The following is a 20,974-nucleotide window of genomic DNA, read 5'->3' on the forward strand; positions in this document are numbered from 1 at the left end:
AGGGCGATGTCTTTCCAGGTTTTGGCGTCAGCCACTCCGGCCGGCCCGGCTCCGGCTCCTCCACTTTTGGATCCGTCGCCGCCGCGCTCTTGGCCATCGCGTCCAAGAGCGCGGAAGCTTTTCCCAGGATGTCCACGGCAGCCTCGGACCGTGCCAGCTTGGCCTTGAGGATTTCGTTTTCCCTCAAGACCCGTTTGAGCAGCTGCTTATCGCCTGCGTTCAATCGCTGGTCCTCCTCTAAGTTGTCGGATCTGGACCTCAGTTCACCGGACTCCCGCTCGCGGCACCAACGGTTCATGGTGCCTTCGGTGATGCCCGCCGCCCTGATGAATGCGGCTTTAGATCCCCACTCGAGGCATTTGTCGTACTCATCCAGAATCGCGTGCTTCTGGTCGGTAGTGAAGTGCTTCCGGTTCGAAACACGAACAGGCATAACGAAGTCCATGATGGACCTTCCCCCGCTCTGAGCACCGGCTCCAGCAACAGAAAACCTGTCACACAACAGCCTGACACACAGGGAGTTTCCGGCGACCCCGCTGCGTTCCGGCGACTCGGCGTAGAAGTCGTCCGCCAGGCCGTCAGGCCCTCAGCTCGTCAGGTGCAGCGACGCCGAAAGCGCCGCGTCAGCATCCCGCAGGACCTTGGCCGCCACCTGGAGGCCCTCGATCCGGCCCAGGGAGACGTCCTCATGTTCGATGTTGACCAGCATGTTGGGGTCCACCTCGTACAGCGCGCGCAGGAACTCGGTCCAGTAGGCGGTGTCGTGCCCGCGGCCCAGGGCCACGAAGTCCCAGGCGGAGTCCTTGGGCCACTCGTTGGCCCACTCGTCGCCGCCGAGGTTGGTGCGGCTTTCCTCCGGGGAAAGCCGGCGGAAGCTGTTGTCGAGGACACCGTAGAGCGCGGCGTTCCCCGTGTTCACGCGGACGTCCTTCGCCGCCGCCTGGAAGACAAGCGGACCGAGCTCGCGGACCACCGCCACCGGATCCATCTGCTGCCAGAACAGGTGCGAGGCGTCCAGCTCGACCCCCACGTGGGTCGCGCCGGTCAGCTCGATGAGCTTGTGGACATCGGCAGTATTGAACACGATGTTCTGCGGGTGCAGCTCGAGGGCAACCTTCACGCCGTGATCGGCTGCGAGGCGGTCGGTTTCCTTCCAGAAGTCGGCCGCGATGCCCCACTGATAGTCGAGCACGTCCAGGGCCGCCGAGTTCCAGGCGTTCACGACCCAGTTGACCGTGGTGGCTCCGGGTTCGCCGCCGGGCAGGCCGGACATGGTCACCACGCGGTCCTGTCCCAGCCGCTGCGCCAGCCGGATGGAGCGGCGGATATCCTCGGCATGCTTCTCGCCGATTTCACGCTTGGGGTGCAGCGGGTTGCCGTTGCAGTTCAGGCCGGCGATCGAGACGCCGGTCCCCTCGAAGATCGCGAGGTAGTCGTCGCGGGCCGCGTCGCTCTCAAGGATCTGGTCCATGGTGGGGACGTGGACGGCCGGCAGGAATCCACCCGTGTTGATTTCGATGCCGGTCAGTCCCAGGCCGGCGATGACCTTGAGGGCCTCGGGCAGCGGCCGGTCGTGCAGGATTGCGTTGTAGACACCGAGTTTCATAGCGTGATTTTCTTTCCGTTGTTGAGGGCGGATTCAGTGACAGCGCCGAGCAGTTCCATGTTGCGCACGCCCTCGTCGAACGTGGCGCAGCGGGGCAGGGAATCCGCCTGGCTGAGGCCGGCGACCTCCTCGAGGAAGGCCCGGGACTGGTAGGCGAAGGCGTCGTTCTGGCCGAACCCGACACTGGGCGCGTCCATGGCCAGGCCGCCGGCGATGTACGGGTGTCCGGGTCCGAGGATGACCTGGCGGTAGCCGTTCTCGTTGGCCGGGCCGTCGTTGAGGAACAGTTCGATTTCCGCGGGGCGGCGCTGATCGAACCGGGCGGCGCCGTTCTCGCAGAAGACCTCGAAGATGAGGCTGTTGGCGTGGCCGGCCGCGACACGGGAGACCTCGAAGCCGCCGGCGCCGTTCTCGAATTCGGCGGAGAACACCGCGTAGTCGTCGTTTTCGACCGGCTCGAAGGTGTCGCTGACCGCGGCGTGGTCGTGGCCCATGACGGCGCCAAGCGGCAGCGGGCGCTTGTCGATCACGGTGCTGAGGCGTCCGCCGCTGATGGACTTGATGTCGCCGCAGAGGAACTCGGCAACGTACGTCAGGTGGCTGCCGACGTCGGCCAGCGCACCGGAGCCCGGGCCGCCCTTGTAGCGCCAGCTCATGGGGGCCGACGGGCTGAACCCGTAGTCGGTCCAGTAGCGGCCGCTGAAGTGCAGGACGTTGCCCAGGACGCCGCTACGGATGAGGTCGCGGATGTACGCGATGCCCGGCGTGCGGCGGAAGGTGAACCCGATGCGGGCGATCGAGCTGGCGTTGCGGGCCGCCTCGGCCATGGCGCGGGCGTCGTCGATGGAGTCGCTCAGCGGCTTTTCGCACAGCACGTGCTTCCCGGCGGCCAGCAGGCCCTCCACGACTTCGCGGTGGAGGGAGTTCGCGATCACGACGCTCACGACGTCGATGTCATCGGCCTCGGCGATCGCCTGCCACGAGGTGTCATTGCGTTCGTAGCCAAAACGCTTCGCGGCCAGGGAACCGAACTCGGCGTTGACGTCGCCGATGGAGACCAGCCGGATAGGAGGAAGAACGGGGCTGTAGAGCGCGGACGCCGTCCGGTACGCAGCCGCGTGCGCTTTTCCTGCCATTCCGGCGCCGATTACGGCAACTCCCAAACTGTCAGCCATCGATTTCTCCTTTGAAATTCGGCCAGACCGCCGGCCCGACCCTTGAAAATTGGAGCGCTACAAAAACGGGCGCTGAACAAAAGCGTAGCTATGTACATATGTCCTGTCAATGGTTGACCGGTTATCCTCGGATGAGACGTGAAAGGCTCTGCAGATGTCGTTGAACACCCCCCGAACCCGACGCCCGACGATCTACGATGTCGCAAAGAGCGCCGGCGTCTCCCCGTCGCTGGTCTCGCTCGTGCTGCAAAACCCGTCGAAGGTCAGCGAGAAGCGCCGGGAGGCCGTCCGGGTGGCCATGTCGGAGCTCGGTTACCGGCCCAGCCGGGCGGCGACCACGCTCGCCAGCAGCCAGACGAAGAGCATCGGGCTGGTCATTGACGACTTCCGGAACCTCTGGTTCGTGGACCTCCTGCGCGGCATGGAATCCGCCCTTTCACCCCACGGCTACCAGGTCACCCTCGCGGATTCCCGCCCGGGCGAGAACCGCATCACGGAGGCCACGGACGGCCTGCTGTCCATGCACGTGGAGGGCCTTGTCATCGCCGCCGAGCCAAGCGAGTCCATGATGGCCGGGACCTGGGTTCCGGCAGTCGTCGCCGGCTGGCGAAACGGCGTTCCCGCGGGAGCAGACCTCATTACGAACGACGACGACGGCGGCGGCCGCATGGCGGCGGAGCACCTGCTGGGGCTCGGCCACACCCGGATCGGACACCTTTCGGGCTCCGGAGGTGCCGCTGCCCACCGGCGGGACGGTTTCCGCAGCGGCATCGTGGAGGCCGGCGTCGAGGTCCGGATCGCCGGTGAATCCCAGGGGACCTCGGAGGAGGATGGCTACGCCGCCGCCTGCTGGCTGCTCGACCACCACCCCGACACGACCGCCCTGTTCGCGGCCAATGACACCATGGCCCTGGGTGCCCTGGCCGCGGCCAAGGCCCGCGGCCTGTCCGTCCCGGCGGACCTGTCCGTGATTGGCTACGACAACTCCCAACTGGCCAAGTCTCGGTACCTGGACCTGACCTCCGTGGACAATCGCAGCGACGTTGTGGGGTCCCATGTCGCCAACACCCTGCTGGCACGGATCCAGGACCCAACTCTCGAACCCCGGCGCAAGCTGATCGAGCCGGCCCTCATCGTCCGCGGCACGACGGCCCGCGTTTCCGGCTGAGCCCTCCCCCACCTCCGTCGAACTCGTGGGAGGCGCCCGCCAGCCTCCCGCCGTCGAAATCGCGGGAAACCACCGAACTCGCCGTAAACTTGCGGCGCCTCCGCCGCGTTCCGGCGAACTAGGGGCGGCGTCCCAAAAAGCGCCGTCGCAACAAATCTGGGGTGCGGCCTCGCGTTTTCCACATAACGACGGCGAGGCCTCCCGCCCGATTGGATGGCAGCGCAAGCTTGTGGCATGACGCAGATATCCCTCCTGGAGCTGCCTCCGACAGGCAACCGCTGGCGCACCGAACAACTCCTGGACCTCGGCTACGGCTCGCGCGCCATCCGTTCGCTTCTGGATTCGGGGGGCCTCGTCCGGCTCCGGCACGGCTGCTACATCCGCGCCAGCCTGTGGCGGGCCCAGTCCCCCGCCGTCAGGAGCCGGCAGCTCATCTACGCGCATGCCCACGGGACGCGCACGACGTCGACGGGCGCCTTCCTCTACAGCCACACTTCCGCCGCACGCCTCCGCCGCCTCTACCTGTGGGACGTGGATGACGCGATCCATGTCCTCCAGAAAGTGCGCCCCTCGAACGAGCGCCACGGCAGGGACGTCCGTTGCCACACGCGCCCCTTCGCGGAACACGACGTCGCCGTAGTGAACGGCCTTCGGACGACTTCCCTGGAGCGCACAACGGCCGACTGCGCCATGCTGCTGGGCTACAGGCAGGCGTTGATCCTCACTGACCACGCGCTTCGCCTGGCCGCGGACCCGGCCGCCCTGCAGACCATGGCAAATGATCTGGACGGCCGCCGGGGAATCCGGACGTTCCGGCGGGTCCTCGCCTCGGCCGATCCGCGGTCCGAATCTCCCGGCGAAACCCTGGCGCGCGAGCTGATCCTGCGGTGCCGGATCAGGCCTCCTGAGCCGCAACTGGAGGTCTCAAGCCGCGCCGGGCGCCATCGCCTGGACTTTGCGTGGAAAGAGGAGAAGGTCGCCCTCGAGTTCGACGGCAAAATCAAGTACTTCGATTACAGTCCCACAGCCGAGGTGATCTTCGAGGAACGGCGCCGGGAGAAGGCCCTGACTGAAGAGGGCTGGCGGTTCGTCCGGGTTGAGTGGAAGGACCTCTTCCGCGAGCAGGAATTCAAGAGCCGTCTGCTTCGTGCGCTGGCTAGACGCCCGCACCCTTGAGCGTCGAATTCGCCGGAAGCCCGCAACGTCGCAGGAATCTTACGGCGACCCCGCGGGTTTCCGGCGAAGTGCGTGGCGGCGGGGCGCGGAGTGGGCGTCGGCCGAGCCCGTTCTGCCTCTCGGGTCCCTTGGGTGGCGGCGGGGCGCGGAGTGGGCTCCGACGGGCGGCGAACTGCGCGGCCGGCGGCGGATTGGGTGGGCTGCGGCAGGGCGCGGAGTGGGCAGAGGTCGGCGGCTGCCTACGCCCCGTAGCTCGGTTCGCGCCTCTTGACCCAGCCGATGGCGAGCGAGGTCAGCGGCACGAAGGCGAACTCCACGAGGGTCTTGTAGAGGAAGCCCACGAGGACGTAGTTCACGAACATCCCGGCGTCGGTAATGCCGATCACGGACGCGGCGATGCTACAGAAGATCAGTGTGTCCACGAATTCGCCGGCCACGGAGGAGCCCATGATGCGCGCCCACAAGGACCTTTCTCCGGTCCGCGCCTTCATCTTCACGAGGATCCACGAGTTGATCGTCTGGCCTGCGAGGAAGGCCAGCAGCGATGCCAGCACAATCTGCGGGACCGGCCCCAAAGCACCCTCCAAGGCTGCCTGTTTGGAGGCACCGTACTCGTCGCCGAACCCCGGAAGGGCGATGATGACCCAATAGCAGAGGGACGCAAAGACGGACAGCGCAAAGCTGGTGACGATAGCCTTGCGCGCCACTTTGAAGCCATAGACCTCGCTGATGACGTCGCCCAGGATGTAGGCCAGCGGGAAGAGGAAGAATCCGCCGTCTGTGATGACGGGGCCGATCGCCACGCCCTTGGACGCCCCGATGTTGGACAGGATCAGCACAACGGCCATGACGGCCAGGATGATGCCGAAATACGGGGAGCCGATCGAGGCGAACCTCGGCGGAGCTGAGGCCGGGAAAGTCTTGGCGGAAGTCATGGGCATTCCATTCGTAGTGGTTCGCTCGGCGGCCCGTGCCCGCAAGGGGAACACGCTGGACGGCCGGCTGTATTAGCACTGGACGGCCCCGGTGACGCGAGCCGACGGAACCGCCTCCATTGTCGCACCCGGCGGTGCGGGCACGGCGGTCTGGACGGCGGTGTAGGCCCGACCAGTAGCCGCGAGTTCGCCGGAAACGCCCGAGGTCGCCGGAAATACCGAATATACGGCGATCCGGAGCGCTTCCGGCGATTTCGAAGACGACGGGCCGACGCCGCCGGGCCCACGCCGCCGGGCCCACGCTTCGTCGGCGGCACCCACGCCGCCCATGCGGCTCGCCCTCACCCTGTGAACGCTCCGGGCGTGGTGGCAGGATGGGGCCATGGACAAGACCCATGCCTGACACCGCACTTTCCACGCGCGCCCTCGTCAAGCGCTACCGCGACGTCACCGCCGTCGACTCGCTCAACCTCGACGTCCGCCGCGGCGAAATCTACGGGTTCCTCGGCAGGAACGGGGCGGGTAAAACGACGACGATCCGCATGTTGCTCGGCCTGATCCGACCGACCAGCGGGGAGGTGAGCGTACTCGGCCGGCGCGTCAGGCCTGGCGAGACGAGCGTGTTCTCGCGCGTCGGCTTCCTCGTCGAGACCGCGACCGCCTACCCCAACCTCACAGTGCGCGAGAACCTCGACATCCAGTGCCGCCTCACCGGCTCGCCGGCGCGATCCGTTGCCGATTCGATCGCGCTGTTGCGCCTCGATCCGTACGCCGACCGGAGCGCCGGGCAGCTCTCGCTCGGCAACAAGCAGCGCCTCGCCCTGGCCCGCGCGCTGCTGCACCATGCCCGTGGCCCGTCACTGGTTCGCCGTCGCGAAGCTGGCGGTCGCGGCGGTGTGGTGGATGGCGCTCGTAATCATTGTCCTCGTCGAGGCGATGGGGATCGGACTGGCGATGGGATTGCCGGGGTTCTCGGCGCGGCTGGCCGGGACCGGAATCGCAAACGTGCTTCTGGCTGCGGGGATCTCGTTCCTGCTGGCGCCGGTGATCGCCTGGATTGCCGTCTGGAGCCGCGGCGAAGTGGCCCCCATCGCCTTCTCCCTCGTGATGCTGGCCCTGGGCAACCTGTTCGGCAAGACCGGCTGGGCGGAGTGGTTCCCCTACTCGATCGTCCCGCTGCTGATCGGCTTGGTGGCCGACCCCGTCGGCTCGCTCCCGGCGGGCAGCTATGTGGTGCTCGCGGCGACGTTTGTAGCTGGCATCGCCGCCACAGTCCTGCAACTGCGGTTTGCGGACAACGCCCAGTAAGCCCGGGGCCGGGCGGTCGCCGCCCAGAGCCGACACCCTACCGGCGCCAGCATCAACGACGACGGCGTGCCCGCGGCTCCCGGAACGCACGTTCCGTAGCCGGCGGCCCGCCGTCGTTCTCCCCCGAGACAATCCCCGAGTCGTGGCGCCTAGCGGCGCGAGGCGTCGATGAGGTCCTTGTCCTCGTCCTTGGGGCCGGAAACACCGGCGCCCGTGTCGACAGCGGCCGGCGCCCAGGCGTGACCCTGCTCGTGGTCCAGGTGCGTGGACTTCTTGTTCTTCAGCGCGAAGATATAGACCAGAAGGGAGATGCCGATCGCCACCGTGACGTAGGTGAAGAAGAGTTCTTCCTGGCCGGCTTTCTGCAGTGCCGCGCCGATCAGCGGGACGGTGCCGCCGAAGAGCGAGTTGGCGATCGCGTAGCCCAGGCCCACGCCGAGGGCGCGGATGGACGCGGGGAACAGCTCGGCCTTCACCAGGGCGTTGATGGAGGTGTAGCCGCCCACAATCAGCAGGCCGCCCATCATGAGCAGGAACGCGGTCATCGGATCCTTGGTTCCGGCAAGGGCGGACAGAAGAGGCCAGGTGAACAGGACGCCGGTGATGCCGAACCACAGCAGCAGCGGCTTGCGGCCCACCTTGTCCGAGATGATGCCGTAAACCGGCTGGAGCAGCATGAAGATGAACAGCGCCCAGAAGTTGATGACCGAGGTGTCGGTCTTGGCGATGCCGGAGGTATCGTTCATGAACTTCAGGATGAAGTTGGTGTATGTGTAGAACGCCACGGTGCCGCCAAGGGTGATCCCGATGCAGATCATGAGCGGCTTCCAGTAGCTGGTGAACAGCAGCTTCATGGTCCCCGGCTGCGCCTCGCCCGCCACGGCCGGGGCCTTTGCGGCCTCGATCTGTTCGGGCGAGACGGTCTCCTCCATGGAGCGCCGCAGCCACAGGACCACCAGGGCGGCCACGCCGCCGATCGCGAACGGGATGCGCCAGCCCCATTCGGTCAGCTCGGCCTTGGGCATGGCGTTCTGCAGGATCACGAGGACAAGCAGGGCCAGCATCTGGCCGCCGACCAGCGTGACGTACTGGAAGCTGGAGAAGAAGCCGCGGCGCTTGGAAGTGGCAGCCTCGGACATGTACGTGGCGCTGGTGCCGTACTCACCGCCCACGGAGAAGCCCTGGATCACGCGGATGAGGACCAGCAGGATCAGGGCCCACAGGCCGATCACGTCCTGCGTGGGCAGCACTGCGATGGCGAAGGAGCCTGCGGACATCATGGTCACGCTCAGCGTCAGCGCGGCCTTGCGGCCCTTGCGGTCGGCGTACCGGCCGAAGAACCAGGCACCGATCGGGCGCATCAGGAACGACGTCGAGAAGACGGCCATCGCCTCGAGGCCGGCCTGGAGCTCGTCCGTGGAGTTGAAGAAGTGCGCCTGGAAGTAGGCGGCGAAGACGGTGTAAACGTACAGGTCGTACCACTCGACAAGGTTGCCGGCCGAGCCTTTGAGGATGTTGCCGACGGCTTTCCGGGTCTGGGCCGCTTCGGACAGTTGGGTGCTCATCAATGAACCTTCCTGGATCCGGCGCCGCCTGTAAGCAACACCGTCCGCCACCCTAGTCCGCGTGATCCGGAGCACTAAGGTTTTGTTCATACTGTTCATGGAATGCTTGTTCATGAGCACAATGCGGGTGGATTTGGCTGCGTGGCAGGATGAAACCATGACTTCTACCGCATTCGACTCCGCTGCCTTGGCCGTTTCCGATACCGCCTCTGACGCCGCCTCCTCCCCCGCCGTCGCGCTGACCATCGCAGGCTCCGAAGCGACCGGCGGCGCCGGCGCGCAGGCTGACCTGAAGACGTTCCAGGAACTCGGCGTCTTCGGGATCGCGAACCTGACCTGCATCGTGTCCTTCGACCCCAAGGACAACTGGAACCACCGCTTTGTCCCGGTGGACCAGCAGGTCATCGCGGACCAGCTGGAAGCGACGACGGCGGCCTACGGTGCCGCGTCCGGCGCACCGGCCGTGTTGGACACCGTCAAGATCGGCATGCTGGGCAGCCCCGCGACGATTTCGACCGTGGCCGCGGCGCTGGCCGGCGGACAGTTCGCCAACGTGGTGCTGGATCCGGTGCTGATCTGCAAGGGCCAGGAACCGGGCCACGCCCTGGACACTGACCAGGCGCTCAAGTCCCACATCCTGCCGCTGGCCACTTTCGTCACGCCGAACCACTTCGAGGCCGAGTCGCTCTCCGGGCTGGCAATCACCGACGTCGAGTCCCTCAAGGCCGCCGCGGTCCGCATCCACGAACTCAGCGGCGCCGCGGTGCTCGCCAAGGGCGGAGTACGCCTGGTTGGCCCCGACGCCGTCGACGTCTATTACGACGGTGAAACGCTGGAAGTCCTGTCCGCCCCGAAGGTGGGTGAAGTGGCCGTGTCGGGCGCCGGGTGCTCGCTCGCCGCGGCCGTGACGGCCGAGCTCGCCAAGGGTGCGACGCCGCTGGCCGCCGCCCGGACGGCCAAGGCGTTTGTGACCGCCGGAATCCGGAACCGGGTGGCCTCGGGCGCCCCGTTCGATGCCTTGTGGCAGGGCGGCGCGCGCTAACTCGTTGCTGGGGATCGTTGGAGGGAACGGGAATGGCACAGCACTTTGAGTCCGTGGAGGAATACATCGCCTCGTTTCCTGCTGACGTGCAGGAGGCGCTGCAGGAGATCCGGCGGCGCGGCCATGCCGCGGTACCCGGGTCAGCGGAGATGATCAGTTACGGCATCCCGACGATCACGCTCGGGGGCAAACACGTCGTGTATTTCGCGGGCTGGGCGCACCACATCTCCGTCTATCCCGTGCCCGACGGCGACGAATCGCTGAGCGCGGAACTCGCACCCTACTGCGCAGCGAAGGGCACCCTGAAGTTCCCGTTGCGGAAGCCTGTCCCGTACGAGCTGATTGGAAAAGTGGCGGCGGCCCTGGCACAAGAGAGCCGGAGCGGGGCGCCTTAAGTCGCCGAGTTCGCCGGAGTCACTCCAGTTCGCCGGAAGTTTGCGGCGAACTGGAGAGCTTCCGGCGATTTGGTTCCCGGTTGTCTGCCCGTCAGCGCGGGTCCGCGACCTTCCCCATGAAGAGCGGGAGCCCGGTCTCGATGTGCACGATCTGGTAATGGAACGGCCGGTCGAACTCGATGGTCCGCTCCGGCTGGGGCGGGGCACTGGTGACTGCGCCGTTGACCTGGGTCACGGCCGCGGCCACGGTGCCTTTCTCTGCGACCGTGATGTTGGCGGCCTGGGCAGCCTGCGTGAGCGTCAGCTTCGGCTGGATGGCGTTAAAGTCCTCCGCAGTGCTCAGAGTTTTGTGCAGTCCGAGGGCTCCAAGCACCTTGCGCAGGTCAAAACTGCATTTGTGATCCCACCGGGGCAGCTGGATCTGCACGGATTCCGCCTGCGCCGTGTCGAAGGCTGCCGCAATTTCCGTCAACTTCCCGACGTCGAACGCAGTGGCCGGCGGGCCGGAACCGGCGTCGGGCAGAACCAGCCGCATGACGAAGCCCTCCGCATACGGCAGATCAACTCCGCGCCAGCCCTTGCCTTCCGCGTATTTCATTTTCAGTTCGTTGTTCATGGCGGGAGCGGCGATTTCCTCGCCATCCGCCAAAGTGAAGGGCAGGTCCGAGGTGTTGTTCGGATCAAAGGGCGCACTCCAGGCGGCCGCGAAGTACAGCGCATTGAGCAGGCTGAAGGTGTTGTCCGGATCGTATTTCGCCGGAGCCTCCTTGATCCGGCCACCGGTGTTCTCCGCCACCCAGGCATCCATGGCAGGCTTCGTGGAGCGCTCGTCCGGGAAGTTCACTGGGTACACGCCGGTTCCATAGTGCCGGCCAAGGGTGGCCAGGTACTCCTGGCCCGTGGGCACGGTTTTGTCCACAAACAGGCCGTTCGCCGCGTGCATCACCGGTTTACGCGGCGGGTTCTCCTCGTCCACGGCCCCGGGGTCGCCGTCGAACTTTTCGAGGGAAGCGAGCACCGCGTTCATGGCTTCGTCCCGCCGGTCCGCGGGGAGTCCCAGCACCCCGTCCATTTCGGCGGCGGTGTCCCCGGTGGCGCCGGCCCGCAGCATCGCCAAGGCAATTAGCAGGCTTCCCGGCGAGGAAACGACGTTGCCGTTGGTACCGTCACCGCCGTCGGACAGCAGCGCCGCGCCGAGTTCAAGGGCGGAAGCCCGGAATGCCTGAAGTTCGGCGGCATATGCCGTGCTGTCGACCGCAACCCGCTCCACGCCGTCGGCCTTCAAGAGCCCTGGGGCCGGGGCCGAACATGCGGTGAGGGCCGCCACGGCTCCCGCCGCAGCAATTCTGGCCACCTTCAACTTCATGGCTGCCCTCCGACAGGTGCGTCCGACTATAGGCGGAATCCGCCGCTCCCAGTCAACCAGCCGGAGCGTGGCACAACGATGCCTGTACGGTCACGGTTTGCCGTCGTTTTGGTCTCGGGGCGGCGGCTCCGCGGTTCCCATCCGGGGCGCCGATCCGGTGGTTCTCCTGAGGCACGACGCCGGTGCCACTGACGTCCAATTCGCCGGAACTGCTCGAGTTCGCCGGAAGTTTCCGGCGAACTCGAGACTTTCCGGCGAACTCGCTACGTCCCGGGCGTCAGCGCCGCGGGATGTTCCGCAGGTTGCTCCGTGCCATGCTCACGGCCTCGCCGGCGCCCCGGTTGAGGACCACTTTGGACATCGCCGTGGCGAAGCCCAGGACCTGGGCGCCCTTGATCTTCGGCGGGAGGGACAGCGCTTTGGGGTCCGTGATGAGCTCCACGAGCGACGGCCCGGGGTGGGCGAAAGCTTCCCGGTAGGCGGCTTCGATGCGGGTCGGGTCCGTGACCCGGACGGCGTGGAAGCCCAGGGCCCGGGCAACATCCGCGTAGTTGGCGTCCGGGACATCGACGCCGAAGTCGGGGAGGCCGTCCACCAGCATTTCGAGTTTCACCATGCCCAGCGTCGAGTTGTTGAAGACCACCACGTTGACCGGGAGCCGGTGCGCGGCGACTGTGATGAGCTCGCCCAGCAGCATGGACAGGCCGCCGTCGCCGGAGACCGAGACCACCTGCCGGCCGGGGTAGGCCAGTTGGGCGCCGATCGCATGCGGCAGGGCGTTGGCCATGGAGCCGTGCAGGTAGGAGCCGATCAGCCGGCGGGTGCCCAGCGGGTTGATGTACCTCGCGGTCCAGACGTTGCACATGCCGGTGTCCGCCGTGAAAATCGCGTCCTCGGCCGCCACCTGGTCCAGCAGCGAGGCCGCGTATTCCGGGTGGATCGGCTGTTTCGTCCCCACGTTCCGGGTGTACGCCCCCACGGCCTTGTTCATGAGCCGGTCGTGCTTCCTGAGCATCGAATCCAGGAAACGGCGGCTCTTCTTGGCCGTCAGCAACGGCATGAGCGCGGCCAGGGTGGGAAGGACGTCGCCGTGCACGGCAATGTCGACGTCGGTTCGCCGCCCGAGCTTGTGGGCGGCCCGGTCCACCTGCGCGGTGCGGGTTCCCGGGAGGAACTGGTCGTACGGGAAGTCCGTGCCGAGCAGGATCAGCAGGTCCGCGTCCTCGATGCCCTCGGCCGCGGCGCCGTAGCCCAGCAGCCCCGTCATGCCGATGTCATACGCGTTGTCATACTGCATGAAGTCCTTGCCGCGGAGCGAGTGGCCGATCGGCGCCGCGATCATCCCGGCGAGCGCGATCACCTCGGCGTGGGCGCCCTCGACGCCGGCGCCGGCAAAGATGGCGACCTTGGCGGCGGCGTTGATGGCGTCGGCCAGTTCCTGCACGCTGGCGGGGTCCGGCGTCAGCGTGGCCGGCCGGAATGCCGCGGGGGCCGGGGTTGCGGCGGTCGCCTCCAGACCGGCGATATCGCCGGGAAGGGTCACGACGGCGACGCCGCGGAGCCCGACGGCGTGCTGGATGGCGCTGTGCATGACCCGGGGCGCCTGCTCCGCGGTGCTGATGAGCTCGGAGTAGACCGAGCATTCGTTGAAGAGCCGGTCCGGGTGGGTTTCCTGGAAGAAACTGCTGCCGATCTGCTTGCTTGGGATGTGCGAGGCGATGGCCAGCACCGGAGCCCCCGAGCGGTTGGCGTCGTAGAGCCCATTGATCAGGTGCAGGTTGCCGGGCCCGCAGGAACCGGCGCACACCGCGAGCCGGCCGGTTAGTTGGGCTTCCGCCGCCGCGGCGAACGCGGCGGCCTCCTCATGCCGGACATGGATCCAGTCGATGCCGCCCTGCTGCGAGCCGCCGGTCTTGCGGACGGCGTCGACGATCGGGTTGAGGCTGTCCCCCACGATCCCGTAGATCCGCTGCACACCGGCAGCCTGGAGTTGTTCTATGAGCTGGGTGGCAAGTTCTTTGGCCATGGGTGCACGCTCCCGCGAGGTGGATCGATGAGCTGACACAGGCCAATATAGTCCGCCCGGCCGGGCAGAACCTGAGTGAGGCTCAGTTCCCCGAATGCGCCTGCAGGAAGGTGTAGACCTCGGTCTCGTCAACGCCGGGGAACGCGCCCGGCGGCATTGCGGCCAGCAGGTGCGAATGCGCCCGCGCCGAGGGCCAGGCGTTGCCGGCCCACTCGGCGGTCAGCGACGCCGGCGGGCGGCGGCAGCAGCTTTCGTCCGGGCATGTGGACTTGGACCGCTCCGTTGTGTCGCGGCCGCGGAACCACTTCACATGCGCATACGGGACACCCACGGAGAGCGAGAACTCCCCGTTCGCCGAGCGTTCCGTCCGGGCCGTGCACCAGTACGTCCCGGCAGGGGTGTCGGTGTACTGGTTGTACGCGCTGAACTTGTCCGGGACGTCGAACACCACCCTGGAGGTCCAGTTCCGGCACGAGAACTGGCCCTCGATGGCGCCGGTGTGGTCCTGCGGGAACGTCACGCCGTCGTTTTCGTAGGCCTTGTAGATGATGCCGCTCTTGTGCGTCTTCTGGAAGTGAGTGCGGATGCCCAGGTGCTGGGTGGCGAGGTTGGTGAAGCGGTGCGCGGCTGTCTCGTAGGACACCGCGAAGGCGTCCCGGATGTCCTCGACCGCGATTTCCTTGGCTTGTTTGGCCTCCTGCAGGAATGCCACCGTGGCCTGCTCGGGCAGCAACAGCGCGGCGGCGAAGTAGTTTGTGGCCACGCGCTGCATCAGGAAATCGCCGTAGTTGTTGGGGGTCTGGTGGCCCAGGACGTAGTGGCCCAGCGCCTGCAGCAGCACCGAACGGGGGTCGTGATCGCTGCGCGCGTTCTGCGTGAGATAAATTCGGCGGTTCTTAAGGTCGGTCACCGAACGCGTGGAATGCGGGAGATCACCCACATGGTGGAGGCTGAATCCGAGGTGCCCGGCAATGTCCGAGATGACGTGGTGGGACAGCGGACCGCTTGTGTGTCCCACCGAGGCCAGGACCTTCTGCGCCTCGGCTTCGTACTCGGGGAAGTAGTTGTTCCGCTCCCGCATCATCGCCCGCAGTTCACCGTTCGCGCGGCGGGCCTCCTCCGGCGTCGCGATCTGTTCGTTCAGGCGGCGTTCCAGCTCATGTTGCAGCCCCACCATCGACTCCAGCACATCCATCGGAAGCCGCGAGCTGATGCGGATTTTCGGCAGGTTCAGGGACTCATAGATGGGGCTGCGCTGGTACCGTTCCAGCTCGATCTCTAGGGCCGCACGCCGGTTGGGCGGCTCCGCGCCAAGCAGCTCGTCGATGCTCACCCCGAGCGCCGCTGCAAGCTGCTGGAGCAGGCCAAGCTTGGGCTCGCGTTTTCCGTTTTCCATCAGGCTCAGCTGGCTTGGCGCTGTGCCGACGGCGGCACTCAGGTCGTCGAGCGTGAGGCCTGCCGCCTTGCGCAGATGGCGGACGCGCCGGCCCAGGCTGATGACGTCCACCTCCGGCGCTGCGGGCGCGGACGGCGAAAGAGCTTGGCGATTCCAGCTGGTTGAGTGCATTTCTTGAGAATACGCGAAGAAGTGCATTTCTTTCCATCCTTTTAGTCTAGAAACCCCTTGGAAAGTGAAGAAAAGTAGAACTCACGGAAAGATTCGCATCCGGAACAACCAGTCAGGATCTGCAGAGACGCAGACTGGCCGGCCCGGACCCATCAAGGAGACAAAGATGACTGCAGCATTTGAGCCCACCCAGCAGACGCCCGAGCAGCAGGCCGCCGCACTGGAGCTCGAGTGGGCCGCCAACCCCCGCTGGGAAGGTGTGACCCGTGACTACAAGGCAACGGACGTCGTCCGCCTCCGCGGCCGCGTCTCCGAAGAACATACGCTGGCCCGCCGCGGCTCCGAAAAGCTGTGGACGCAGCTCACCCAGGAGCACAGCACGGGCAAGTACACGAACGCCTTGGGCGCACTGACCGGCAACCAGGCCGTGCAGCAGGTCAAGGCCGGGCTCCGCGCCATCTATCTCTCCGGCTGGCAGGTCGCCGCCGACGCCAACAACTCCGGCCACACCTACCCCGACCAGTCGCTCTACCCCGCGAACTCGGTGCCCACGGTGGTCCGCCGCATCAACAACGCCCTGCTCCGCGCGGACCAGATCGAGTTCTCCGAAGGCATCCAGACGGTCGAGGACTGGATGGTCCCGATCGTGGCCGACGCCGAGGCCGGCTTCGGCGGCCCGCTCAACGCCTACGAGCTCATGAAGTCGATGATCCAGGCCGGCGCCGCGGGCGTGCACTGGGAAGACCAGCTCGCCTCGGAGAAGAAGTGCGGCCACCTCGGCGGCAAGGTCCTGATCCCCACCCAGCAGCACGTCCGGACGCTGAACGCCGCCCGCCTCGCCGCCGACGTCGCCGGCACGCCGTCGGTCATCATCGCCCGCACCGACGCTGAGGCGGCCACCCTGATCACCTCCGACGTCGACGAGCGTGACCAGGAATTCATCCTCCGCGAAGGCGGACAGCCGGTCCGCACCCCGGAAGGCTTTTACAAGGTCCGCAACGGGATCGAACCCTGCATCGCCCGCGCCAAGGCCTACGCCCCCTATTCGGACCTCATCTGGATGGAGACCGGCACCCCGGACCTGGAGCTGGCCCGCAAGTTCGCCGAGTCCGTCAAGGCCGAGTTCCCGGACCAGATGCTTTCCTACAACTGCTCGCCGTCGTTCAACTGGCGCAAGCACCTCGATGACGCCACGATCGCGAAGTTCCAGCGCGAACTCGGCGCCATGGGCTTCACGTTCCAGTTCATCACCCTGGCCGGCTTCCACGCCCTGAACTACTCGATGTTTGACCTCGCCCACGGCTACGCCCGGGAAGGCATGAGCGCGTACGTCGAGCTGCAGGAGAAGGAATTCGCCTCCGAGTCCCGCGGCTACACCGCAACCAAGCACCAGCGCGAGGTCGGCACCGGCTACTTCGACGACATCGCCACCGCGCTCAACCCGAACGCATCCACCCTGGCCCTGGTGGGATCCACCGAAGAAGGCCAGTTCCACTAGACACTTCCCTGCCAGTTGCTATATCACTTTTGGTCCTCATCGGCCGCCTTGGGGACCAAAAGTGATAGGGCAACAGCGGACTTTCAAGGAGCACCTCCCATGAACAGCTTCACTGACAACTTCACCATCAACGGGATCACACTGACCGCGCAGCCGATTTGCCGGCAGAGCGAGGTTCTTACCCCGGACGCTTTGGCCTTTGTGGCCAAGCTGCACCGGGCCACGGCCGGTCGCCGGCAGGAGCTGCTGCAGGCACGGCAGGAACGCCGCCACCAGATCTCCAAAGGCCAGGATCCGCGGTTCCTGCGCGAGACCGAGGCCGTCCGCAACGACGCGAACTGGCGCGTCGCTCCCCCGGCCCCGGGCCTGGAGGACCGCCGGGTGGAGATCACCGGGCCGGTGGATAAGAAGATGACCATCAACGCGCTGAACTCCGGGGCCAAGGTGTGGCTCGCGGACATGGAGGACTCTTCCACCCCGTCCTGGCGCAACGTGATCCAGGGCCAGCTGAACCTCACGGACGCCCTGGAGCGCAGGATCGACTTCACCTCGCCCGAGGGCAAGGAGTACAAGCTGCGCCCGGCCGGGGAGCTGCCCACAGTGGTGGTCCGTCCCCGCGGCTGGCACCTGCCGGAAAAGCACATGCTCATTGACGGCGCCCCGGTCGCGGGCGGGATCGTGGACTTCGGCCTGTACTTCTTCCATAACGCCCGGCGCCTGATCGCCCAGGGCAAGGGGCCGTACTTCTACCTGCCCAAGATCGAGAGCCGCCTCGAGGCCCGGCTGTGGAACGACATCTTCATCCTGGCGCAGGACCTGCTGGGCATTCCGCAGGGCACCATCCGCGCCACGGTGCTGATCGAGACCATCACGGCGGCGTTCGAGATGGAGGAGATCCTCTACGAACTGCGGGACCACGCGGCGGGCCTGAACGCCGGCCGCTGGGACTACATCTTCTCCCTGATCAAGAACTTCCGCACCCGCGGCCCCCGCTTCGTGCTGCCGGACCGCGGCCAGGTCACCATGACCCAGCCGTTCATGCGGGCCTACACCGAACAGCTGGTCCGGGCCTGCCACAAGCGCGGTGCCATGGCGATCGGGGGCATGGCCGCGGCCGTCCCCAACCGCAAGGACCAGGCTGCCAACGCGATCGCCTTCGAGAAGGTCCGCGCGGACAAGACCCGCGAAGCCGGCGACGGCTTCGACGGCTCGTGGGTGGCGCACCCGGACCTGGTTCCGGTCTGCCGCGAGGTGTTCGACGGCGTCCTCGGCGACCGTCCGAACCAACTGGATCGCCTCCGCGAGGACGTCACCCCGGACGACCGCGCCCTCCTGGACATCTCCACGACCACCGGAACCATCACCGAACAGGGCCTCCGGAACAACATCGAGGTGGGGATCCGTTACATCGAGTCCTGGCTGCGCGGCAACGGCGCCGTGGCCATCCACAACCTGATGGAGGACGCCGCCACCGCGGAAATCTCCCGCTCGCAGCTGTGGCAGTGGATCTTCTCCCGGGCCATCACCGACCACGGCGATGTGGTCACCCGGGAGTGGGTGGAGGACATGCTGGACGAGGAATTCGCCAAGCTGGAGCGCTTCGAGGGGGACCGTTTCGCCGACGCGCGGGACATCTTCGAGGAAGTCACCCTCAGCAACGAGTTCCCCTCGTTCCTGACCCTGCCGGCCTACGACCGCTTCCTGCATGAAGCGCGCGACGGCGCCGACGTCGCCACCGGGGACCCCGCGCTGGTTCCGGCGTAGGACTCCACGGCCCCGGGCATCCGGGTCCGCAAAGATTTCCGTTAGCTGGGCTGCCATGCCCTTCGCAACAGGCACCCCGAAATCCGGGTGGCAGTCCAGCAACGGAAGACCCCCACCTACTCGACAACGGCGTCGAGATGACGGCTAAGGCCCATGTTCCTCACGAACATGGGCCTTAGCTGTTGTCTTGATTGAAGTCACCCCGGCGCAGCTTCAACACCCTCAAGCATTTGCGGTCGCTGCCCGCGGCGGTCACTGCCCGCCCGGTACGACTAGCTCGTCCTCACGTACAGATCGGCCGCCGCCCTACAGTCCTTCGTCATCTGGAGCGCAGCACTGGTGTTGGTAAGACCAGCCCCTAGCCCTCCTGGTCGATGGCCGACATATCGCCGACGCCAGGCGTGCCATCGGCGAGCGCGTAGCGCTGCATCACCGCACCCTTCGGTGAGGCGACGACCGGCTCGATGAGTCTGAGGTTCGTCGGAACCACACCGTCGGCGAAGACTTTCTTTCCACCGCCGAGGAGGATCGGATAGACCCAGAGCGTGAGCCGATCGAAGAGCCGCTCGGCGAAAAGGGTCTGTACGAAGTCGAGGCTGCCGATGACGTGGATGTTCGCGTGCCGGTCGCGCAGTTCGCGCACGGCGGCGACGACATCAGGACCGAGCAGTGTGGAGTCGGCCCACTCGAGGGTCGGCGTCTGGCGCGAGGCCACGTATTTCGGGAGGCGGTTGAACAGCCGCGCGATTTCCCCTTCCGCGTGCGGCCAGTACGCGGCGAAGATGTCGTAGGTCCGGCGCCCAAGCAGCAGCGCGTCCATCCCCGCCATCCCGGAGTCAATTTGTTCGCCGACGACCTCGTCGAAGAGAGGCGCCTGCCAGCCGCCAAACGCGAAACCGTCGTCGGCGTCCTCGTCCGGCCCGCCGGGCGCCTGCGCGACGCCGTCGAGCGTGGTGAACAAGTCGATATGGATGAGTCCCATGCCGTGCTCCTTCTCTGTCGCCCGTCGTCGCCCCGGCGACGGGATCACTTCGACGCTGTCACACGATCCCACTGCGAAGCAACGGTTTCACCGGATCGACACGGGCATCCGACAACACCTCAGCCGAGCCACGACATCAGTCCGCCCCGAACACTAGGCGAACGTTAGGAGGCACACCCTAGCGCGGCTTGGGCACGCGGCGCAGGGACAGCGCGGTGCCCACGATGAACGCGCAGACGGAGCAGAGGATCATCAGCAGCGGGCCGGTCCAGGCTCCGGTGACCCCGTGCACGTAGCCCAGCAGTGTCGGCGCCACTGCGCCGAACGAGTACCCCGTGCCCTGGACGACGGCGGACATCCGGGCCGCTGAGGCCTGGTCCCGGGCCAGCCGGATGATGGCGAGGAAGATCAGTGTGATGCCGCCGCCCTGGGCCACACCGCCGAAGGAACACCACAGCCACCATAGCTCCGGGGCGAGCAGTAGGCCCAAAGGTACCGTGAGCCACAGCAGTCCCAGGGTGAGGCCCACCGCCGTCGTGCTGGCGAAACGGGCCGCCAGCGGCACGCCCAGTCCGCCCACAATGGCGAGAATCTGGAAGAGCGAGGACCCTGCTCCGGCGGCTGCGGGCGCCATGCCGAGTTCGTCTGCCAGCAGGCTCGGCAGCCAGGCGGTGACTCCGTAGTAGGAGAACGCCTGCCCGGCGAACCCGAAGGTCAGGGCCGCGGTGATCCACCGGGAGGTGAGCTTGCCACCCGGACGTCCCGGGTCCGTGGCGGGGACGGCTTCGGGAATAAAGGCCCGCCGGCCGACGGCGATCACCCAGACGGTGCCGGCCGACACCGCGAAGAGTCCACTGGCCGCAATCGAGGCCCGCCAGCCCAGCAGATCGGCCAGCGGAGCGGACACCATGGAGGTCAGGAACGAGCCGATATTCAGCGCCGCGGTGTACGTGCCCATCGCCGCGCCCTGCCGGGCCGGGGTGAAGTCACGCCGGATGATCAGCGGGACCACGATGTTGCCGATCGTGATGGCGACACCGAGGATCACGGTGCCCAGCATGACGAGGGCGCCCCCGCCCGCGGAGCGGACCACGACGCCGAAGAGCACGCCGAGCAGGGTCAGGGTGATAGCGAACTCGGGACCCAGCTTGCGCCCGGCCAGGGAGGCCAGCGGCGCGGCCAGGGCAAAGCACAGCACGGGGATCCCGGTCAGGAATCCCAATTCCACCGGGGTGAAGCCGAGATCGTCCTCCAGCTGCGCGATTACCGGGGCCACGGCCACCAACGGGCCGCGCATGTTCAGCGCGATCAGCCCGATCGCGAGCATGAGGAGCCAGCCGCGAGGTGCCCGGGCCAGGTCGCTCATCGGGTGGGCCGGCGCCCGGCGGGCGGGCAGAAATA

Annotated in this window: 17 protein-coding genes and 1 pseudogene; 8 read left to right on the forward strand and 10 right to left on the reverse strand. The window is 66.8% G+C overall.

Features of this window, described 5'->3' with window-relative positions:
- From LQV16_RS09550 to LQV16_RS09560, 3 genes are all read right to left on the reverse strand, one after another.
- Nucleotides 1-433 (reverse strand): hypothetical protein (locus LQV16_RS09550; protein ID WP_229993650.1); only part of this gene is annotated, 433 nt, incomplete at its 3' end.
- A gap of 153 nt (nt 434-586) precedes the next feature.
- Nucleotides 587-1,606, reverse strand: a complete 1,020-nt coding sequence (locus tag LQV16_RS09555; RefSeq protein WP_229993651.1) for a sugar phosphate isomerase/epimerase — start codon at nt 1,604-1,606, stop codon at nt 587-589.
- Nucleotides 1,603-2,781, reverse strand: a complete 1,179-nt coding sequence (locus LQV16_RS09560; protein ID WP_229993652.1) for a Gfo/Idh/MocA family oxidoreductase — start codon at nt 2,779-2,781, stop codon at nt 1,603-1,605. Before LQV16_RS09560 ends, LQV16_RS09555 begins: the two co-directional genes overlap by 4 nt.
- 154 nt (nt 2,782-2,935) lie before the next feature.
- Between LQV16_RS09560 and LQV16_RS09565 the strand changes: the two genes are divergently transcribed.
- Both LQV16_RS09565 and LQV16_RS09570 read left to right on the forward strand, forming a co-directional pair.
- On the forward strand, nt 2,936-3,949 hold the full coding sequence (locus LQV16_RS09565; RefSeq protein ID WP_229993653.1) for a LacI family DNA-binding transcriptional regulator: 1,014 nt from the start codon (nt 2,936-2,938) through the stop codon (nt 3,947-3,949).
- A gap of 234 nt (nt 3,950-4,183) precedes the next feature.
- On the forward strand, nt 4,184-5,125 hold the full coding sequence (locus tag LQV16_RS09570) for a type IV toxin-antitoxin system AbiEi family antitoxin domain-containing protein (RefSeq protein ID WP_229993654.1): 942 nt from the start codon (nt 4,184-4,186) through the stop codon (nt 5,123-5,125).
- Nucleotides 5,126-5,364: 239 nt separating this feature from the next.
- Here LQV16_RS09570 and LQV16_RS09575 read toward each other — a convergent pair whose 3' ends face one another.
- Nucleotides 5,365-6,060 (reverse strand): queuosine precursor transporter, encoded by a 696-nt coding sequence (locus LQV16_RS09575; RefSeq protein ID WP_229993655.1) that lies wholly within the window; start codon nt 6,058-6,060, stop codon nt 5,365-5,367.
- Nucleotides 6,061-6,455: 395 nt separating this feature from the next.
- Between LQV16_RS09575 and LQV16_RS23715 the strand changes: the two are divergent.
- A pseudogene (locus LQV16_RS23715) lies at nt 6,456-6,896 on the forward strand (ABC transporter ATP-binding protein); the annotation flags it as partial.
- 13 nt (nt 6,897-6,909) lie between these two features.
- Nucleotides 6,910-7,368: a hypothetical protein gene (locus LQV16_RS09580; protein WP_229993656.1), complete on the forward strand. Its 459-nt coding sequence runs from the start codon at nt 6,910-6,912 to the stop codon at nt 7,366-7,368.
- 149 nt (nt 7,369-7,517) lie between these two features.
- Here the strand turns inward: LQV16_RS09580 and LQV16_RS09585 are convergent, their stop codons facing one another.
- Nucleotides 7,518-8,933 (reverse strand): MFS transporter, encoded by a 1,416-nt coding sequence (locus LQV16_RS09585; RefSeq protein WP_229993657.1) that lies wholly within the window; start codon nt 8,931-8,933, stop codon nt 7,518-7,520.
- A gap of 157 nt (nt 8,934-9,090) precedes the next feature.
- Between LQV16_RS09585 and LQV16_RS09590 the strand changes: the two genes are divergently transcribed.
- A complete protein-coding gene (locus LQV16_RS09590; RefSeq protein WP_229993658.1) occupies nt 9,091-9,975 on the forward strand; it encodes a hydroxymethylpyrimidine/phosphomethylpyrimidine kinase in 885 nt (294 codons plus the stop codon).
- Between the two features lie 32 nt (nt 9,976-10,007).
- Entirely contained in the window at nt 10,008-10,370 is a 363-nt protein-coding gene (locus tag LQV16_RS09595; protein ID WP_229993659.1) for a DUF1801 domain-containing protein, read from the forward strand.
- A 91-nt stretch (nt 10,371-10,461) separates the two neighbouring features.
- On the opposite strand, the gene LQV16_RS09600 is transcribed toward LQV16_RS09595, so the two are convergent.
- The 3 genes from LQV16_RS09600 to LQV16_RS09610 form a co-directional block, all read right to left on the reverse strand.
- The gene (locus tag LQV16_RS09600) at nt 10,462-11,736 is read right to left on the reverse strand and encodes a serpin family protein (protein ID WP_229993660.1); all 1,275 of its coding nucleotides are present in this window, start codon (nt 11,734-11,736) and stop codon (nt 10,462-10,464) included.
- A gap of 277 nt (nt 11,737-12,013) precedes the next feature.
- Nucleotides 12,014-13,762: a pyruvate dehydrogenase gene (locus tag LQV16_RS09605; protein ID WP_229993661.1), complete on the reverse strand. Its 1,749-nt coding sequence runs from the start codon at nt 13,760-13,762 to the stop codon at nt 12,014-12,016.
- An 82-nt stretch (nt 13,763-13,844) separates the two neighbouring features.
- Entirely contained in the window at nt 13,845-15,356 is a 1,512-nt protein-coding gene (locus tag LQV16_RS09610) for a helix-turn-helix transcriptional regulator (RefSeq protein ID WP_229993662.1), read from the reverse strand.
- Nucleotides 15,357-15,495: 139 nt separating this feature from the next.
- Here LQV16_RS09610 and aceA point away from each other — a divergent pair, with 139 nt between their 5' ends.
- Nucleotides 15,496-16,827, forward strand: a complete 1,332-nt coding sequence (aceA, locus tag LQV16_RS09615; protein WP_229993663.1) for an isocitrate lyase — start codon at nt 15,496-15,498, stop codon at nt 16,825-16,827.
- Nucleotides 16,828-16,926: 99 nt separating this feature from the next.
- Entirely contained in the window at nt 16,927-18,591 is a 1,665-nt protein-coding gene (gene aceB, locus LQV16_RS09620) for a malate synthase A (protein WP_229993664.1), read from the forward strand.
- Nucleotides 18,592-18,949: 358 nt separating this feature from the next.
- Here aceB and LQV16_RS09625 read toward each other — a convergent pair whose 3' ends face one another.
- Complete coding sequence (locus LQV16_RS09625) at nt 18,950-19,573, reverse strand: dihydrofolate reductase family protein (RefSeq protein ID WP_229993665.1); 624 nt, start codon at nt 19,571-19,573, stop codon at nt 18,950-18,952.
- 178 nt (nt 19,574-19,751) lie between these two features.
- Nucleotides 19,752-20,939 (reverse strand): MFS transporter, encoded by a 1,188-nt coding sequence (locus tag LQV16_RS09630; protein WP_229993666.1) that lies wholly within the window; start codon nt 20,937-20,939, stop codon nt 19,752-19,754.
- Nucleotides 20,940-20,974 lie beyond the last annotated feature (35 nt).

The sequence above is a fragment of the Arthrobacter sp. Bi26 genome, from assembly GCF_918697925.1.
Classification (GTDB): Bacteria; Actinomycetota; Actinomycetes; order Actinomycetales; family Micrococcaceae; genus Arthrobacter.

Coding starts and splice junctions, on each gene's coding strand:
- LQV16_RS09555 (WP_229993651.1), bottom strand. CDS start 1,606: ATGAAACTCGGTGTCTACAACGCAATCCTGCACGACCGGCCGCTGCCC.
- LQV16_RS09560 (WP_229993652.1), bottom strand. CDS start 2,781: ATGGCTGACAGTTTGGGAGTTGCCGTAATCGGCGCCGGAATGGCAGGA.
- LQV16_RS09565 (WP_229993653.1), top strand. CDS start 2,936: ATGTCGTTGAACACCCCCCGAACCCGACGCCCGACGATCTACGATGTC.
- LQV16_RS09570 (WP_229993654.1), top strand. CDS start 4,184: ATGACGCAGATATCCCTCCTGGAGCTGCCTCCGACAGGCAACCGCTGG.
- LQV16_RS09575 (WP_229993655.1), bottom strand. CDS start 6,060: ATGACTTCCGCCAAGACTTTCCCGGCCTCAGCTCCGCCGAGGTTCGCC.
- LQV16_RS09585 (WP_229993657.1), bottom strand. CDS start 8,933: ATGAGCACCCAACTGTCCGAAGCGGCCCAGACCCGGAAAGCCGTCGGC.
- LQV16_RS09590 (WP_229993658.1), top strand. CDS start 9,091: ATGACTTCTACCGCATTCGACTCCGCTGCCTTGGCCGTTTCCGATACC.
- LQV16_RS09595 (WP_229993659.1), top strand. CDS start 10,008: ATGGCACAGCACTTTGAGTCCGTGGAGGAATACATCGCCTCGTTTCCT.
- LQV16_RS09600 (WP_229993660.1), bottom strand. CDS start 11,736: ATGAAGTTGAAGGTGGCCAGAATTGCTGCGGCGGGAGCCGTGGCGGCC.
- LQV16_RS09605 (WP_229993661.1), bottom strand. CDS start 13,762: ATGGCCAAAGAACTTGCCACCCAGCTCATAGAACAACTCCAGGCTGCC.
- LQV16_RS09610 (WP_229993662.1), bottom strand. CDS start 15,356: ATGCACTTCTTCGCGTATTCTCAAGAAATGCACTCAACCAGCTGGAAT.
- aceA (WP_229993663.1), top strand. CDS start 15,496: ATGACTGCAGCATTTGAGCCCACCCAGCAGACGCCCGAGCAGCAGGCC.
- aceB (WP_229993664.1), top strand. CDS start 16,927: ATGAACAGCTTCACTGACAACTTCACCATCAACGGGATCACACTGACC.
- LQV16_RS09625 (WP_229993665.1), bottom strand. CDS start 19,573: ATGGGACTCATCCATATCGACTTGTTCACCACGCTCGACGGCGTCGCG.
- LQV16_RS09630 (WP_229993666.1), bottom strand. CDS start 20,939: ATGAGCGACCTGGCCCGGGCACCTCGCGGCTGGCTCCTCATGCTCGCG.